The sequence below is a fragment of the Effusibacillus consociatus genome (assembly GCF_042652925.1).
GTDB classification, from domain to species: Bacteria; Bacillota; Bacilli; order Tumebacillales; family Effusibacillaceae; genus Effusibacillus; species Effusibacillus consociatus.
This window is the reverse complement of sequence record NZ_JBHSHC010000108.1, coordinates 20,402-37,567: the sequence shown is the minus strand read 5'-3', so window position 1 is coordinate 37,567 and position 17,166 is coordinate 20,402. Positions and strand designations below refer to the sequence as shown.

18 protein-coding genes are annotated in these 17,166 nt (G+C 47.0%); 13 read left to right on the top strand and 5 right to left on the bottom strand.

Annotation, left to right across the window (positions count from 1 at the left end):
• The 3 genes from ACFO8Q_RS14645 to ACFO8Q_RS14635 form a co-directional block, all read left to right on the top strand.
• On the top strand, positions 1 to 231 hold a 231-nt coding region (locus ACFO8Q_RS14645; protein ID WP_380026554.1), incomplete at its 5' end, for an adenylyl-sulfate kinase.
• Positions 221 to 790 (top strand): sulfotransferase family protein, encoded by a 570-nt coding sequence (locus ACFO8Q_RS14640; protein WP_380026553.1) that lies wholly within the window; start codon positions 221 to 223, stop codon positions 788 to 790. The genes ACFO8Q_RS14645 and ACFO8Q_RS14640, both read left to right, overlap by 11 nt.
• A gap of 42 nt (positions 791 to 832) precedes the next feature.
• Complete coding sequence (locus tag ACFO8Q_RS14635; RefSeq protein ID WP_380026552.1) at positions 833 to 1,615, top strand: carboxypeptidase-like regulatory domain-containing protein; 783 nt, start codon at positions 833 to 835, stop codon at positions 1,613 to 1,615.
• A 26-nt stretch (positions 1,616 to 1,641) separates the two neighbouring features.
• On the opposite strand, the gene ACFO8Q_RS14630 is transcribed toward ACFO8Q_RS14635, so the two are convergent.
• A complete protein-coding gene (locus ACFO8Q_RS14630; RefSeq protein WP_380026551.1) occupies positions 1,642 to 2,853 on the bottom strand; it encodes a glycosyltransferase family 4 protein in 1,212 nt (403 codons plus the stop codon).
• Positions 2,854 to 3,128: 275 nt separating this feature from the next.
• On the opposite strand from ACFO8Q_RS14630, the gene ACFO8Q_RS14625 reads away from it, so the two are divergent.
• The 8 genes from ACFO8Q_RS14625 to ACFO8Q_RS14590 all read left to right on the top strand — a co-directional run bounded on the left by ACFO8Q_RS14625 (position 3,129) and on the right by ACFO8Q_RS14590 (position 11,947).
• Positions 3,129 to 4,211 carry a glucose-1-phosphate thymidylyltransferase gene (locus tag ACFO8Q_RS14625; RefSeq protein WP_380026550.1) on the top strand — a complete coding sequence of 361 codons (1,083 nt, stop codon included), beginning with the start codon at positions 3,129 to 3,131 and terminating at the stop codon, positions 4,209 to 4,211.
• 100 nt (positions 4,212 to 4,311) lie between these two features.
• Entirely contained in the window at positions 4,312 to 5,358 is a 1,047-nt protein-coding gene (locus tag ACFO8Q_RS14620; protein WP_380026549.1) for a CotS family spore coat protein, read from the top strand.
• A gap of 62 nt (positions 5,359 to 5,420) precedes the next feature.
• Positions 5,421 to 6,572 (top strand): glycosyltransferase family 4 protein, encoded by a 1,152-nt coding sequence (locus ACFO8Q_RS14615; protein ID WP_380026548.1) that lies wholly within the window; start codon positions 5,421 to 5,423, stop codon positions 6,570 to 6,572.
• 175 nt (positions 6,573 to 6,747) lie between these two features.
• Positions 6,748 to 7,818, top strand: a complete 1,071-nt coding sequence (locus tag ACFO8Q_RS14610; RefSeq protein WP_380026547.1) for a glycosyltransferase — start codon at positions 6,748 to 6,750, stop codon at positions 7,816 to 7,818.
• Positions 7,819 to 7,846: 28 nt separating this feature from the next.
• Entirely contained in the window at positions 7,847 to 8,968 is a 1,122-nt protein-coding gene (locus ACFO8Q_RS14605) for a YheC/YheD family endospore coat-associated protein (RefSeq protein ID WP_380026556.1), read from the top strand.
• Positions 8,938 to 9,696: a GT-D fold domain-containing protein gene (locus ACFO8Q_RS14600; protein WP_380026546.1), complete on the top strand. Its 759-nt coding sequence runs from the start codon at positions 8,938 to 8,940 to the stop codon at positions 9,694 to 9,696. Before ACFO8Q_RS14605 ends, ACFO8Q_RS14600 begins: the two co-directional genes overlap by 31 nt.
• Positions 9,693 to 11,009, top strand: a complete 1,317-nt coding sequence (locus ACFO8Q_RS14595) for a UDP-glucose dehydrogenase family protein (protein ID WP_380026545.1) — start codon at positions 9,693 to 9,695, stop codon at positions 11,007 to 11,009. Before ACFO8Q_RS14600 ends, ACFO8Q_RS14595 begins: the two co-directional genes overlap by 4 nt.
• A complete protein-coding gene (locus ACFO8Q_RS14590) occupies positions 11,006 to 11,947 on the top strand; it encodes an NAD-dependent epimerase/dehydratase family protein (protein WP_380026544.1) in 942 nt (313 codons plus the stop codon). The genes ACFO8Q_RS14595 and ACFO8Q_RS14590 overlap by 4 nt, the downstream gene beginning before the upstream one ends.
• Positions 11,948 to 11,980: 33 nt before the next feature.
• Here ACFO8Q_RS14590 and ACFO8Q_RS14585 read toward each other — a convergent pair whose 3' ends face one another.
• From ACFO8Q_RS14585 to ACFO8Q_RS14570, 4 genes are all read right to left on the bottom strand, one after another.
• The gene (locus ACFO8Q_RS14585) at positions 11,981 to 12,766 is read right to left on the bottom strand and encodes a carbon-nitrogen family hydrolase (protein ID WP_380026543.1); all 786 of its coding nucleotides are present in this window, start codon (positions 12,764 to 12,766) and stop codon (positions 11,981 to 11,983) included.
• A gap of 21 nt (positions 12,767 to 12,787) precedes the next feature.
• Entirely contained in the window at positions 12,788 to 13,042 is a 255-nt protein-coding gene (locus tag ACFO8Q_RS14580; protein WP_380026542.1) for a hypothetical protein, read from the bottom strand.
• 5 nt (positions 13,043 to 13,047) lie between these two features.
• Positions 13,048 to 13,476, bottom strand: a complete 429-nt coding sequence (locus tag ACFO8Q_RS14575; RefSeq protein ID WP_380026541.1) for a peptidylprolyl isomerase — start codon at positions 13,474 to 13,476, stop codon at positions 13,048 to 13,050.
• Between the two features lie 121 nt (positions 13,477 to 13,597).
• The gene (locus tag ACFO8Q_RS14570) at positions 13,598 to 14,293 is read right to left on the bottom strand and encodes a hypothetical protein (protein WP_380026540.1); all 696 of its coding nucleotides are present in this window, start codon (positions 14,291 to 14,293) and stop codon (positions 13,598 to 13,600) included.
• Positions 14,294 to 14,545: 252 nt separating this feature from the next.
• On the opposite strand from ACFO8Q_RS14570, the gene ACFO8Q_RS14565 reads away from it, so the two are divergent.
• Positions 14,546 to 16,342, top strand: coding sequence for an ABC transporter ATP-binding protein (locus ACFO8Q_RS14565; RefSeq protein WP_380026539.1), 1,797 nt, complete (start codon positions 14,546 to 14,548; stop codon positions 16,340 to 16,342).
• A gap of 20 nt (positions 16,343 to 16,362) precedes the next feature.
• Entirely contained in the window at positions 16,363 to 17,028 is a 666-nt protein-coding gene (locus tag ACFO8Q_RS14560; protein WP_380026538.1) for a sulfite oxidase-like oxidoreductase, read from the top strand.
• The last annotated feature ends 138 nt before the right edge of the window (positions 17,029 to 17,166 follow it).

The window sequence follows — 17,166 nt, the reverse complement described above, 5'->3', positions numbered from 1 at the left end:
GTTCCTGTTTTCACAGGTGGGGGAAAATTAAATGAGCGAATGGCGGAATTTTCAGTTGACAAATACAATTATTGCCGTCAGGAAATTGGTTCATTTGTAGAAGTATTTGTAAAGTGTTCACTGGATGAGTGCATTCGCAGAGATGTGAAAGGATTATATAAGAAAGCGTTAAATGGAGAAATCAAGTGTTTTAAGGGATTTCCGATCCTTGGGGATTCATATGGGGGATGAATTAATTCCTCCTGATCTTGGTAACCCCAAAGGTTACTTTGAGAATGCTCGTTTCTGGAGACTCAATCATCAAATTCTCCACAGTATCGGTTCTAGTTGGACAAATCCGCCTGATCGGGAAATCATACGGACGTTCCGTTTTCCTGAAGATAATATACGAACTGTTTTATCTTCTCAAGTAAAATCGATTTGGGGATTAAAACATCCTTTAACAGTACTTAGTTTCGAAATATTACGGCCCCATTTAGAAGAGGTTTCCGATATCACTTATGTTTTTGTTCATCGCCCCTTTGAGGATTCGGTTCGTTCCTTGTCGTTTCGAGATAACATTAGTAAAAATGAAGCGACCCAAATTCTAACCCCCTATTTCAAAAATCTGAATTATTATCGCAACGAGCTTGCCCAGGAGAACCAGGATATCATTGACGTTCACTATGACACTCTGTTGGAAAATCCGGAGTCGTTTGTTACTGAATGCAATCGGCGTATAGGACAGCAGCCCGATCACAATCTGGATGTCGTAAAGTCTTTTTTGGATCAAAAATTGAAACATTTCTGATCCGACAGGCAAAGAAAAAGATCGAAACAGAGGAGGGTGTCTATGTCTGACGAAGAGTTCACGGGAAAATATCTGGATGGATGGGTTTCAAAACGCTTTGTGGTTCCCATTCGCGATATTAAAAAAGAATCCTTGTTGATTATTCGTGGTCGTCGGTCGCATTATCTTGAGCAACTTACGATTAATGTCTATTTAAACGGAAAATTGGTTCATGAAAACAACTATCCGGTTGGACCGTTTACGATTTCGCTAGAAATTCCGCCCATGGAACAGTGGGAATTGGAGATTGTGGCAAGTGATGTATTTGTTCCAAAGGATAAAGGATTTGATGAAGATGTGCGACAACTTTCTTTTCTGTTGGATGAATTCTCCATTCCAAGTCTGGGGGATCGGATGGCGTCCTATGCTCACATATTTGACTTCAAACTTTCCAAAAAGGTACACTTTCTGGAGGTATGGGACCGCTTATCAAGTCTGCTTCCTGAGAAATACAAGATTCCTGACAAGGGAATGCTGAGTCCTCTGAAAGAAGTGGAGTGGTGGAATGAGATTCAGCCTCGCCCATCATCATTTATTCGAGGAACCGTTTATGATAAATTTTCAGGGCTTTCCTTGCAAAAGGCTGCTGTTCAACTGTTCAACAGCGAGAGAAAACTGATTAAGGATACTTCTATCAATCATGAAGGGCATTATGAGTTTGATGGACTGGGATCGGGAGATTACGTAGTATTGGGAAAATCAGAAAATTACGGGGACCAGGAAATTAAAATTCATATCGACGGTTACGGTAAAGCGGTTAACATACCCATGCTGCCGATGTTTTAAATACAAATGAGGTGCTGACGAGCACCTCATTTGTATTTATCCATGACTTCTTTATACACATCAAGTGTCCGTTCGACCATGCGATTGGGATGCCAGTATTTGCGGGCCCACTTTTTACTGTTAATGCACAACTTGTTTCGTAGGTCAGGATCATTCATAAGCATGAGAATCGCTTGATATAACTCCTGGCTGTTTCGTGGTTCGACCAGTATGCCGGTGTGAAGGTGGGTAACCAGTTCGGTATTTCCCCCGACACGTGTGGTGATTACGGGCAGTTCCAGCAGTTGCGCCTCCATTACCGCCAGAGAATGATTTTCCACCAGGGAAGGAAGCACGAAAAGATCAGCCTGTTTCAATAGGTACAAGATGTCGTTCCGATTTCCCAGAAACTGAACATGATTCTGCAAATTTAGTTGTTGAGTTATTTGCTCCAATTCAGCTCTCTGTTGACCGCCCCCGGCAAACCGGCAAACAAAATCATCCCGAACCTTGATCAGCTCTGCGAGAGCCTCAAGCAGATATCGCTGCCCTTTGTAGGGAACCAGTCGGGCAGGGCAGATAATGACCATCTTTCCGTCTGTTCGTGGAGTTCGCTCAATTGCTTCTGCTTCTCTGATGTACGGTTCCGTATTCAATCCATACGGAATTACAGTCAATTTTTCCGGTGACACGAAAAAACGGTTGATATGCTCTCTGCGAAGCCATTCAGTCGGGAGTATTGTGACAGCAGCAGAAGAGGCACCAAGGTGTTCTTCGACAAAGCTGTATTTCCACCGCATGGAATCTTCCTGCGTGATTTCTCCTGTCGTAAAAAACTCATCCATGAGCAATCCGTGAATGGTTGCCACAAGGGGAGTTTTCTTGGGAATAATACGGGAAAAGGTTCTCGTGGAAATGACGTCTTGTGTATGGATGACATCATAATCATTGATCCCAATCAAGGCAGATGCCAATTCGAACACTTGACGTTCAATATACCGGTGACTGACCCAGTTATCCACCCCGGGTAGTTCCTGTTGAAAGTAATCCACCATTGTATCGTTTAAAGTGAAAAGAATATCTTGTTTCTTGACTCTCCGGTTGTCTGTAATCAGATGTACATGATTCATGCCTGGATGAGTACCGAGTATATCTACCTTATGTCCTCGTTCTTCCAACCCTTTTTTCAGCACTTGCAGATAGGTATTTACTCCTCCCACATGGGGTAGCACCCAAAACGTGGCTAATAAAATTCTCATAATACTCCTCCACTGAAACCTTGGTCATATTGTTCAATATATTCCGGTTCGGCTGTTTTGCTATCCGTCTTTCCCCCGAGTTCCGTGAATTCCCCCGCTTCTGAGCTCGGAACGTGAAGGCAGATTGCCCTATCAGAACTGAACATTTACCCGAATGGAAAACGGGCTATTCTACGAGGAAGAATGCCGTGCCCCCGTCCTATTGTGGTTTCATACCCTATCCTACAAGCAGATATCGGTTTGGATTCTGAGAGTGGGAATAGGAGAGAAGCTCAATGAAAGGTTTGATTCTATGCGGAGGAAGAGGGACACGCTTGCGCCCTTTCAGTCATTCGCGTCCTAAACATTTACTTCCCGTTGCGAACCAGCCGGTGATTCAATATGCCATTGATAAAATCAGGAAGGCGGGAATTGAGGAAATTGGAATTGTCGTTCCCCCTCACTTTAAGAGTCGATTTGAAGAGTTATTGGGATATGGGAACGAGGAGGTGTCTTTACAATATATCGAGCAACACGAAGCCAAAGGAATTGCCGATGCAGTCCAGACGGCCCGGGAGTTTATCGGAAATGATTCGTTTTTGCTTTTTCTGGGGGATAATTTTTATTCGGGCGATCTGGATGAATTGGTTCGGCGTTATCAACATGACAAGCCGGAAGCTCTTCTGTTGGTAAGCCATGTCCCAAATCCGAGCCAATTCGGGGTTGTGCAGTTTGAAGGTGCCCGAATTGTCCGTGTGGTGGAAAAACCCAAAAATCCCCCGAGTTCCTATGCAATCATAGGAATCTATTTGTTTAGCCCATCTATTTTTGAGGCTATTTATGACTTATCCCCTTCCAGCCGGGGGGAGTATGAAATTACTGATGCCATTCAAGGACTGATTGACAAAGGATACACGGTAACCGCTTTGCCTGCCGATGTTTGGTGGAAGGACACCGGTCAACCAAAGAACTTGCTGACTTGTAACCGCCAAGTCCTTCTGGAACTCCGGGGAGAAACTTACGGACCGGATGTAAACATTGAATCTTCCACAATTGAAGGACCTGTAATTATTGAGGCAGGAGCCCAAGTCGTCGATTCTATCATCCGGGGGCCGGCCGTCATTGGAGCAGGTGCACGCATCATTCGCTCTTATATAGGACCCTTTACCTCAATCGGTGATAATGTCTGCATGGAGGACAGTGAGATTGAGAACAGCATTGTGCTGGAAAAGACCAGTATCCTTAAAATATCCAAACGAATTGACGAGAGTATCATAGGCGGTGAAGTGAAACTGGAGGCATCCCGCGGATACCCCCGATCCCTGAGAGTGATTTTGGGCGATCATTCCATCATGTATCTTCCGCTTGACGATGAATGAGGTGAGAGAAAGGGCGGCATCTCCTCATAAGTACAAGCGAATTTTCCGAGTGATTCATAAACTGGGAGAAGTGACGGAAGTGACGGAATAGGGGGATATCATGGACACTCAATTTCTTCATGCAGCCGAGCAGGTGATAGGAAAGTATTCGCTGCAGGCTGAAAATATTTTTCTTCTCTCATATACAGGAAAAAAAGTGATTTGGGCAATTCAAGCAAAATCAGGGGAATTCATTCTAAAAAAAATGGCTATAAGTGAAGAGCGAATCAGATTCATGCTCCATGCGATAGACTATCTGACTGGAAATGGGGTGTACACTCCGGGGATCGTTCGAACTCCTTCGGGAGAAGGATATGTGACATTCGAGGATGAACATTTTGTAGTTTTCGAGAGCGTAAGAGGGAGATCGCCCAACTATGACAACCCGGACGATCTGCTGAAGATTGTCGCGGGAATGGCGGAATTCCACAACGCCTCCAGGGGAATTGAAATACCGGATGGAACAGAGGCTGCATGTCATTTGGGGGAGTGGAAGGCTGTTTTTCAAAAACGGTATGGCGAGTTGGTGCAATGGAAAGAACAGATTGCCAAAGCAAAGAATAGAACTGATTTTGACCGGCTTTTTTTTGAGCATGTGGATGTTTTTCTGGATCAATGCCGGGAATCGATTCACATGCTTGATCAGTCCTGCTATGAGCAATGGGTGGCAGTTGCCAGGTATATCAAGACATTAAGCCACCCGAATTTTGATGTCGAAAATCTCACAATTGCAGATAACGGAAATCTGTATGTCCATGACATGGATTCTTTAAGCATCGATCTCCCCGTTCACGATCTGAGAAAAATCCTGAACCAGGTTATGAAGCAGCGGAAGGAGTGGGATCTTCACCTATTCCTAAACATGACCAAAGCCTATCAGGAAATGCATTCTTTAACCAAAGGGCAGTACTTTGTTTTGACGGCGGATTTATTATTTCCTCATCTGTTCCATGATCAGGTTTCCAAATATTATCAGAATCGGCCGCCAAAATGGACGGAACTGAAACACATCTCCCGGTTGAAGGATCTAATCGCCACAGAAATAAGCAAAGAGAAGGTACTCAGATCCTTCCTGAATCGTCTGGACGAGGTGGTTCTGCATGGTTAAGGCATTTGTACAACTGAAAAGGGTCCATGGAATGGTGAAGTTTTCAGGAATGGAGGGGAATTATGAAACTGGCTTTTATATGTACGGAATTGCTGCCATGTCCCGCAATCAGAGGCGGGGCAATCCAAACCTTGATCGACGGGGTCACACCTATTCTTGGACAAAAGCATGACCTTACCATCTTTTGTGTCAGGGATCCGAATTTACCTAATCGTGAAAAAAGGGACGGCATCCAATATATTCGTTTACCTTCCAAAAATTATGCTCGCGAAGTAGCGAAGGAACTGGCTAAACACGATTTTGATGTCATTCACGTTTTCAATCGTCCGGTGAACGTACCGATGTATAAAGCTGCTGCCTCAAAGAGCCGAATTGTGTTAAGTCTTCATAATGAAATGTTTGCAAAGGGCAAAATCAGCTACCGCCTTGGACTAAAAGCGATCAGATCCGTAGAAAAGATCATGACTGTCAGCGACTACATCGGAAAAACCGTAACCGGAAGATTTTCTTCCGCGCAAAACAAGATCCAAACCGTATATTCCGGAGCCGATTTAAGTGCTTATGTACCTGTTTGGTCTTCGAAAGGACAAGAGATTCGGGCCAAGATCAGAAAAAAAATGGGGTTGAAAGGGAAAAAAGTAATCCTTTTTGTAGGGAGACTCAGTCGCGTGAAGGGTCCCCATCTTTTGATTAAAGCGATGAATGATATAAAAACCAAACATAAAAAAGCTGTGTTGGTGATCATCGGCGGCAGATGGTTTAGCGATAACAGAGTGGACCGCTATGTTCGCTATCTTCACAAGCTGGCCAAACCGTTGAAAGACCGTGTGATCTTCACCAAATATGTGCCGGCCGATAAGCTCCCTGCATACTACCTTGCAGGGCATGTCTTTGTTTGCAGTTCGCAATGGCAGGAACCTCTTGCAAGGGTCCATTATGAGGCAATGGCTGCCGGGATTCCACTGATTACAACCAAGAGGGGAGGGAATGCGGAAATCGTAAACCACAAGTTCAATGGACTTGTGGTTGAAGATTACAACAACCCGAAAGCTTTTGCCAAAGCGATCGATTTCCTCCTTTCGAATCGCGATCGGGCGGGTGTTTTTGCCCGAAATGGACGCTCGTTTGTTGAATCGAACTTTCAGTTTAAGCATGTTGCAGAGAGGTTGGAAAAAGTGTACTTGGAGGCATTGGGAGTGGAGGAAAGTGAATGAACCTTCATTGACAAAATAGGCTGTTGATCAAGGGTTTCCTATGCCTTTGCACAAGAACATTCGTCCCCAGTCTCATAGTATAGCTTAGGTCACCAAGTACACCTTGGCCCTGTTGAGGGACAAAGAGACTGTGTTCCTTCAATGCAACAAGAGACGGCTTGGAAGGAGGGATGTTGTGAGCGAAGTTGCAGTAGTTCGCGAAAGGTTCTTGCCGGCAAGTGAAACGTTTATTTATTCGGAACTTGTCAACTTGAAGAATCTGTCTGCCATCGTTTGTACAAAAAAAATCATCAACTCCGATCGATTTCCATTCAAGCCCATCCATGTTTACAAGAATAAGAACCATTTATGCAGCATTCTCCAAAAACAGAAAGTCAAATTGATTCATGTTCGCTTCGGAACGACGGCAGCGCAACTTCTGGACGTGAAAAAGAAGTTGAATTTGCCGATGTTAACTTCTTTTCACGGCTTTGACCTTCCTTCGAATCAACGCAGTTTTGCAAAATATAAAGGAAAATTGAAAAGGTTGTTTGAAGAAGGGGAGGCATTCACGGTTACCTCGAACAATATGAAGAAAATTCTGTTGAATTACGGCTGTCCAAAAGAGAAAATTGTCGTTCATCACAGCGGAATCGATGTGGAACGTTTTCGATTCCAACAACGCACGATGCCGGAAGACGGAAAAATTATTTTGCTGTCAGTAGGGCGTTTGGTTGAGAAAAAAGGGATGAAATATCTGATTGACGCTTTCTGCAGAGTGCAAAAAATCTATCCGAATATTCGTCTGCGCATAGCGGGAGACGGTCCACTTCGGAACAAACTGATGAAACAGGTCAAATCTCTTAAATTGAACGACAAGGTTAAGTTTCTGGGTGAGGTCTCCCACGACCAAGTGGTCAAGGAAATGCTGGAAGCCCATGTGTTTGTTCTCGCCAGTGTCACTGGGAAGTACGGGAACCAGGAAGGGATACCCAATGTGTTGAAGGAGGCAATGGCAACCGGTCTTCCGGTCGTGTCGACAAGTCACGCGGGAATTCCCGAACTCGTCCGTGACAAAAAGTCAGGATATCTGGTTCCGGAAAGGGACTCCACAGCATTGGCCGATCGTATTCTTCATCTCGCAGATACCCCTGAGACATGGGGCAAACTGGGCAAAACCGGGCGCAAGACGATAAAGCGTTCATTTAACTCTGAGAATCAAATTGAAGAGTTGGAACGGATCTATGACCTGGTCATGCAAATGTAAACTTGTGAAAGGGGGAGATCTATTGAACGTGCAGAAAGCGGATCTTGGCGTGTTGGTGGACGACAGCCAGTTGAACCATGCACTGGCAGGACGTCACGGATTCGAATATTTGCCATTTTATACAATAGCGGCTGAGCAGGCCGGGGCTAATGTAGTGTTTTTTTCTCCCCGCATGCTGCCGGCCAGAAACGGAAAAATTAATGCTTTTACCTGGGATCGTACGAGAAAAAGTTATCAATTGGGTGAGTACGAAATCCCTCCGGCGATTCACAACCGGATTATTTTTTCAAAGAGCAATGCAAAGCGGGTTAGAGCTCTCTTCGGTTCCTATCCAACGATTCTCTATAACGGGATTACCCGATTCGACAAATGGGAGGTTCACCAGCATCTTTCGAAAAACCCCGATACTTCTCAATATTTACCGGTCACCGCACAATTCAGTTCACCTCATCAGATGCACAAATGGCTGGAGCAGTATGAAAACATTTATCTGAAACCCTGCAGCGGAAGTCTGGGTCTTGGAGTGATGAGACTGCGGCAAGCGGTTCATGAATATGAGATCTCCCGCACCGAAAACCGGTGTTCCTGTCATTACAGGGTTTCCGAAAACCGGCTTCCGGAAATCCAAAAAAGAATGATGAAGCGCCCTTACTTGATTCAGGAAGGAATCCCCCTGCTTGCGATCTTGGAACAACCTGTTGATTTTCGGGTATCCGCTCAAAAAGGGGCTGCAGGTCAGTGGGAAATTACAGGAATAGTAGCTAAGGTAGGCAGCGCGGGCGCACATGCCACAAACCTGGCAGTAGGCGGCAGAGCCGTCGATGCACAAGAGGTTCTTGCGAAAGTTTTTGATCCGGACATGGCCCAATTTCTATACGCAGAGCTGGGAAAATGTGCTCTGCAGATCGCCGGAGAAATGGAGTCAATGGGGCCGCATATTTCGGATTTGGGGCTGGATTTAGCGATTACGCAGGAAGGAACGATAAAATTCATCGAAGCGAATGGGAGAGATTTGCGAATTACGTTCCGGAATGCTCAAAGAAGAAAAATGTGGAGACATACATTTACCAATCCTATTTTATATGGACTCTATTTACTAGGTAAAAAGGAGGGAAGCGATTGGAACGAATCTCATTCGGCAGAATGTTGAACACGGAAGAAGTGATTGAGAAAATTGATCACGCGATTCGTTCTAAGCAACCTTTTTGCCTGGTGCGGGTCGGAGATGGGGAAAATCTCGTTCTGGCTCAGGAAAAAGTCATGCCGATTGATCAAGTGATACGGACACGATGGGGGAGACGTTCCAGAGAAACGAAAAGCAAAGGGATCAGTCTCCCGAATCTGAAGGCCCGTGACAAAATGATCAGAGCAATCAAACAAGCGGATTTAGTGGGAATTCCTTATTATAAAGACCGGGAGCTGAGGGCACCACAGATCTATCTTCGTTCTCTTACAAACAAATGTTTCAAAACATATGGAATTCGGCCCAAGCAGGTTTGTCACACCTTGGTAAACCGCCATCTGGTTGAAAAACAGAGCTTCTGGCAAATGCTGAGAGGGCGCAGAGTGACGGTAATATCAAAATGGGCAGATTCTTTTGCGAAACTGGTCGAAAAAGAATATGCCGATTTTCAGATTCAGTTTGTGGCAAAAATTCCATTCTCCCATTATGACCAAATTGAACAAACCGTACGCCGGATGGAGAAAGTCGACTGTGACATTGTTCTGATTTCGACAGGCGTGAATGCCGTAATCCTTGCGGAAAAACTCGCCCGCCGGCAGGGAAGGGTGGCCATTGATTTTGGAAAATCGGCAATGTTTATGATTCAACGAAAGAAAGATCGAGTGCGTCCCTGGAAGGCGGGAGATTCATCATGAGGATCACTGTGATCGGATCGGGATATGTCGGGACAACAACAGCCATCGTCCTGGCTTCTCTGAATCATCAAGTGATAGGTGCCGACATTGATACTTCGAAGATAAGCAAGCTGAAAAAGGGAATTCTTCCGTTTGTAGAACCGGGGCTTAACGATCTGTTATCGGAAATGTTAAAAACAGGACGATTGAATTTTACCGACAATATTGTTACTGCAATTCAGGAAAGCGATGTGATCTACATTGCGGTCGGGACCCCTTCCCGTGAAGACGGAACGGCCGACCTGCGTTATTTGCAAGCAGTGGCGGATAGGATTGCAGGCGCAATAAACGGATACAAAGTGATTGTCGTCAAGAGTACGGTGCCCGTGGGAACCAATCGATGGCTGTCCGATTATCTCAGCGATAAAATCGGAAATCCCAAACTGTTTGACGTAGTGTCCAATCCCGAGTTTCTGAGGGAGGGATCGGCGATGTACGATACGCTCCACCCGGATCGTACCGTATTGGGCGGAATGAGCGGCCATGCGATTGAAATCTTGAAAGAAATCTATCAACCACTGGGAAGCAAAGTCCTGATTACGGATTGGGAAACCGCCGAATTGATCAAGTATGCCTCCAATTCGTTTCTCGCCACCAAGGTTTCATTCATTAATGAGATGTGCCGGATTGCGGAGCGAGCAGGCGCCAATGTGGTAGAGGTTGCCCAGGGCATGGGGATGGATGTCCGAATCGGAGCCAAGTTTTTGAATGCGGGAATCGGCTACGGCGGTTCGTGTTTTCCAAAAGATGTGAAGGCTCTTATCGCAACCGCCAGAGAGTTGGGGGTGGAGTTGAAGATCTTGGAAGCAGTTGAAACTGTCAACCGGACTCAGCCCCTTTTTTATCTGAAAAAATTGGTTCAGACTTTGCGGGAAACCGTGGATAAACCGTGGATTGTGGCCCTGCTCGGTTTAACCTTTAAACCGAATACGGATGATCAGAGAGAATCACCGGCGATCCGGATTGTTGAAGAATTACTGCCAGATTGCCAGGAGATCCGAATTATCGATCCAACAATTGAATTCCCGGATCAAACCCCTTGGCCGGACGAACGGAAGGTTGTCGTTTGTAAAACGGTTGAAGAAGCCTTTTCTGCGGCCGATGCCGCAATTCTGTGCACGGAATGGGAAATGTTTGCTAAGATAAACTGGGAGGAAGCGGTTCGCTGCATGCGGAACCCTATCCTGTTGGACGGACGGAACTTTTACAATCCGGAACAACTTCGGGCGGCAGGCATTCGATACTTGGCACTGGGAAGAGGGAATTCAACTTGAAGATCTTGGTAACGGGAGCAGCAGGATTTATCGGTTCGCATTTGGTGGAACGGCTGTTGGCCGACGGGCATCAAGTGATCGGCGTTGATATGTTCACCAACACAGGTTGGAGTCGCTTCAAGCTTTATAATATTGCTCAGGCTCAGCATCATTCCAACTATACTCTGCTGGAACAGAATCTGTTGGAGATGGATTTGGCGCAGCTTATTTCGGATACGGACGTAGTCTTTCACCAAGCGGCAATTGCAGGTGTTCGGAAAAGCTGGGGGAGCGACTTTCAGGACTATGTGAAGTTGAATATATTGGCAACACAACAACTTTTGGAAGCATGCAAAAATAGCAGCATCCGGAAGTTTGTTTATGCCTCTTCCTCGTCTGTCTATGGAGGCACAAACGGTCCGACCTCGGAAGAAAAGCTGCCTTCGCCGGTATCCCCTTATGGAGTGAGCAAACTGGCGGGAGAACACCTCGTCCAACTCTATTACGCAAATTACGGAGTTCCGGCCACTTCTCTTCGCTACTTTACGGTATACGGGCCTCGTCAACGGCCGGATATGGCTTTTCATAAGTTTTTAAAAGCAGTCTTGCAAGGAGAGCCGATTCCTCTCTACGGAGACGGTCAACAAACTCGTGATTTCACTTATATTCAGGACGCGGTGGAAGCAAACGTGCTGGCGATGAACTTTCCGGAGCACGGGAACGTATTCAACATCGGAGGCAAAGAGCGGGCTTCGGTTCTTGAGGTTCTGGAGTTGGTAGGAGAGGTGACAGGACTGGATGTTGCAGTTCAACATCTTCCGCCGCAGCACGGAGACCCGCTTCATACATGGGCCGATATTACACGGGCAAGAGAGCGACTTGGGTACGATCCAAAAGTCAGGTTAAGGGACGGCCTGGAAAAAGAATGGGAGTATATCCGGGAAATCTACACGAAGTAATTCCGAAATGACAAAGGCACTCGAATGAGTGCCTTAATACATATCGGTTCGCCGATCTTCAAATATGGGGATGCGCTTTCGCACGGAATCAACCAGATCAAGATCGATCTTGACATGGAAGATTCCCTCTTCTTCCCCTGCTTCAAACAACACTTCTCCCCAAGGGTCGACAACCATGGAATGACCGAAGAATTCAGTATCTCCGGCCCTTCCCACCCGATTGCAGGAGACTACGAACATTTGATTTTCAATAGCCCTCGCCACTTGCAGCGTCCGCCAGTGATGCAGGCGGGGGTGCGGCCATTCGGCCGGAACAAACAGGATCTTTGCACCGGCCAGGGCCAATTTTCGCGTGAGTTCAGGGAAACGAAGATCATAGCAAATGATGGTTGCACAGGGTACCCCTTCGATCTGAATCTGACCTTCAGCGGTACCTGCATGCAAGTACTGTTCTTCCTCCATCAGCCGGAACAAATGGAGCTTCGAATAGGAAGCTGTCTGGTTTCCGTTTCGATCGAACAGCAGCGTAGTGTTGTAAACTTTTCCATCCTGCTTGTACGCAACCGAACCGGCCAAAATATTGATATTCAGACTTGAAGCCAGTTGGGACATTTGCTCCTTCGTTTGCTCGCCGGAATCGTCTGCAAGATCATGGATCCGAGTCAGATCGTATGCAGTTGTCCATAATTCCGGGAGGACAACCAGATCGGTGCCCTTTGCGGCAGCCTCGCGAATCAACTGATCTGCGTGCCTGCGATTCGCTTTCACATGCCCGAATGCAATATCCATCTGAATGATGGCAATCCGCAGTTTCTCCATTACGGTTCCCCCAAATGCCTTTTAGACTCGTTTCCGTTTTCTCAAAACATCCTTGCTTTGTTGAAGAAGGGCTGTCACCATGTCCAACTGATTCATTTCTGCGACTAGAGTCAATGTGACAGAAGCGGTTCCGTACCGTTGAACCAAATCGGCCAGGGCTTTCTTATGCGTCTCGGTCACAGGGCCCACATGCAGCTCCAGATATTCGGCGATTTCATTTATTTCCTCATTGAGATCGGGAGTATGGATGTCGGCGTTGCGCGTTTCTTTTGCCATTTGGTTTATTCCTCAACAACTTTGACTTTCGCCATTTTATCGCCTTGTCTGATATCGTCAACAAGCTCCATCCCGTTCACTACTTGACCGAATACTGTGTGATGTCCATCAAGGTGAGGCTGCGGCTCATAACAGATGTAAAATTGGCTTCCGCCGGTGTCACGTCCCGCGTGCGCCATTGCAAGGGTGCCGCGCTGATGCTTGTTTGGATTGATTTCACATTTAATTGTATAACCGGGTCCGCCGGTTCCTGTTCCGTGCGGACAGCCACCTTGGGCTACAAAACCTTGAATTACTCGGTGGAAAGTCAATCCGTCATAAAACCCCTCGTTTGCAAGCTTTTCGAAGTTTGCAACCGTATTGGGAGCGTCCTTGTCAAATAATTCGATTTCCACAGTTCCACCTTTGGCCATCTCTATGTATGCTTTTTTCATGGAGTTTTTACCTCTTTCTAAAGGGATTTATAAGTAGAGTATTAAACACTGCGGTTGCTGTCAAATGAAAATGACAATGAAAATGAAACAAGCCCTTCAATGAGAAGAGCTTGTTCGGGCATTATCGGCCGGTAGGGAACACCCTTCGAATCACATCCCCAAGTTCATTGATGCCCGCCCGAGTTCTGGCCCCTACCCGATTGGCGTTAAATTTGTTGAAGCGAGTCATTAGGGTTGGATCGTTGGATGAATAAACGGCAGAAATTGACGGATCTGCCTGTCGGACCGCGGTCTCAACCCGCTGCTTCATGTCGGGAGGGAGGTCGGTGACCGCTTGAGTGTTCGTGCCTCCACCGGTAGTTCCGGCACCGGTGGGCCCTGATCCGGTCGTTCCACCACCGGTTCTGCCTCCCGCACTCCCTCCCCCTGTCGAAGGCGCACCGAGTCCGGTGCCGGGACCGGTCACATTGCCTCCAGCCTTGCTGTAACCGTAAGTGCCGTCCGAGACTGCTCCACGCATATTATAGTCAGTTCCGCCCGCCCGGTTGGTACGATTCTCGCGTCGAACTCTTCCTTGACCAACCGCCACATACGCTGTGTTATTCTTCACCAATACAACTGCCGACGACACTCCGGGTACTGTCCTCATTACACGTTCCGCAATATCAGGGCGGGACACATAATCAGTCCGATTGTTCATGATGCGGACCCCTTGATTGTTCCCCATATTATTCGGGTTTGCCGCGGGTACGCATCCGGTCAGGGGGAGTGCCAACACTGCTGCAACTGTTAAAGTGAATATCTTCTTTTGATTCATCGATAAGTCACCACACTGCTAATAATTTTGCCATTTTGATCAAAAGTTTTCCCATGAAACCACCCACCACTCCAAAGATGCACCCAAAAGGCATAAGCTGGATATGTGGTTAGTTTCCCGTAAAGCGGAGTGCTTTATGTAAGCCTAAACACAATAAAAAAGAGCCCTTGGATCTGGGGCATGGGAACAAGTAGGGTGGAAGATTTGTCTCTGTAAGGATAGAATGGAGGTAAGAGAAAGGTCGGGGAGTTCATGAGATTCTTTTCCACATACGATTGGGGGAACACGAATAATCGGCCCCAGATCCAAAAAGGTACATTGGGTCGTATCGTCCGCTATTTTCTGCCTTATTGGAAGCAGTTTTTATTGGTGCTTGTTTGTATCGCACTGTCCGCGCTGCTCGGGATCCTGCAGCCGCTGATCATCAAATGGATTATAGATGATGCGATTCCGCACGGACATACGGAACTGTTAAACTGGCTGATTCTTGCGATGATTGGGGCTGCCGTTTCGGCCAGCCTGATTGGCGTGGCACAGACCTATTTTAATACCTTAATCGGGCAGGGCGTGATGTATGATATCCGGAATGGGATGTATCACCATTTGCACCGGATGTCCCAGCAGTTTTTCACCAATACGAAAACAGGCGACATTATGTCCCGCGTTAATAATGATGTAAACGGGCTTCAGACGGTTGTTACCGAAACGATATCGAGTTCCGTCAGCAACATTATTGTTGCTTTATCAACCGGAATCACGATGTTTGCTCTGGATTGGCGGCTGGCCACCCTGTCTCTCATCATTCTTCCGCTCTTCATTATTCCCACGCGGCGTGTGGGGAAATTGAATTTCCAGGTGAAGAAGAACACGCAGCAAAAGATCGGTGAGCTTTCTTCCTTAATGCAGGAAACATTGTCTGTGAGCGGGGCGATGCTGGTTAAAGCGTTTGTTCGGCAGAAATGGGAAATGAACCGTTTTGAAAAGGTGAACGAGGAACTGAAAAATTGGCAGGTTCGTCAATCGATGATCGGGCGCTGGTTTTTTGCATCAATCGGGTTCCTGTCGACTGCCGGACCCGCGATCATTTACTGGTATGGGGGTCACGCGGTGATTGATCAAACCATATCATTGGGAACAGTGGTCGCGTTTACCGCATTCCTGCAAAGACTGTTTGGACCGATTTCCGCATTGGCCAATATTCATGTAAACATTTACGGTTCGATCGCATTGTTTGAACGGCTGTTTGAGTATCTCGACATGCCGGTGGAAATCCGGGAACGGCCGGGAGCACAAAATCTTGATGCCGTAAAAGGCAGGATCGAGTTTGATCATGTTTGGTTCTCTTATCAAGATCAGCGGCCAATTTTGCAGGATGTTACGTTCCGCATTGAACCCGGACAAATGGTTGCTCTTGTCGGCCCAAGCGGTGCGGGCAAAACGACACTTGCCAACCTGATTCCCCGTTTCCTGGACCCAACAAAAGGGACGATCAGAGTCGACGGACAGGATATCCGAAACGTTACGCTGGGATCATTGGGAGAAGCGATTGGGATCGTGTCGCAGGAGACTTTCTTATTCCATGCATCCATCCGCGACAATTTGCGGTACGGCAAGTTGGATGCCACCGACGAGGAAATTATTCATGCCGCGCAAGCAGCCCACATACACGATTTAATCAGCAGTTTGCCGGAAGGGTATGATACGATTGTCGGGGAGCGCGGATACAAGCTGTCAGGAGGAGAGAAACAGCGAATCGCGATTGCTCGCGTTATCCTGAAGAATCCGGCAATTTTGCTGTTGGACGAAGCGACTTCCGCTCTTGACTCCCAATCGGAAGCGCTGGTACAGTCTGCCTTGGAGGCATTGACAAAGTCGCGAACAAGCCTGGTAATTGCTCACCGGTTGTCCACGATTCTCGCGGCAGACCGCATCATTGTTCTAAAAGACGGACGGGTTGCGGAACATGGAACCCACCGGGAACTGCTGGATAAAAACGGACTTTACGCAAGCTTGTATCATCAACAGTTTGATGCAGCCGTAAGTGTATAATTGCTGAGAGGTGGTTTGACATGTCGCTTGATAAAAAGGACCGGGTGCCGCCCGGGCAGATCTTAACCGACCGGTGGCCGGTGCTGCATGCGGGCACGGTTCCCAGAGTGAACCTGGATACTTGGACATTTCGGATTTTTGGTTTGGTTGAAGAAGAAAAAACACTCACTTTTTCGGAATTCATGAGCTTAAAGCGGTCCAAGGTGAAGTCCGACATTCATTGTGTCACGACCTGGTCCCGGTTGGACAATAACTGGGAAGGAGTATTATTCAAAGATGTCATGGATCTGGTGAAGGTGAAGCCGGAAGCGAAGTTCGTTATGGTTCACGCTGAAGAAGGGTGGACTGCGAATCTCCCGCTTGAGGATCTGCTGTATGAAGATGTGATATTTGCCCATAAACATGATGGGGTAGAGCTGACTCCGAACCATGGGTGGCCGCTGCGTCTTGTCGTGCCCCATCTCTATTTCTGGAAGAGCGCCAAGTGGGTGCGGGGGATCGAATTCATGGCGGAAGACAAGCCCGGATTCTGGGAAGAGCGGGGCTATCACCTGTACGCCGATCCCTGGTTGGAGCAGCGGTATCGTGACGATCCGGAGTGGAATGACACAGGCAAGAACACGGAAGAATATTACAGAACGATTAAGGCAAGAGTGAGGAAGGAAATGGCTGAGCGGGGGAAATAGATCGTATGAAACAAACGCCCTTGTAAAGTGATATTATCCCCTCTGAGTAAATAGTAAGAAGCTATTCTTACTATTTACTCAGAGGGGATTTTTATGGGGGATGTTACCAGATTACCGGCTAAAGCAGCCTGAAATTAG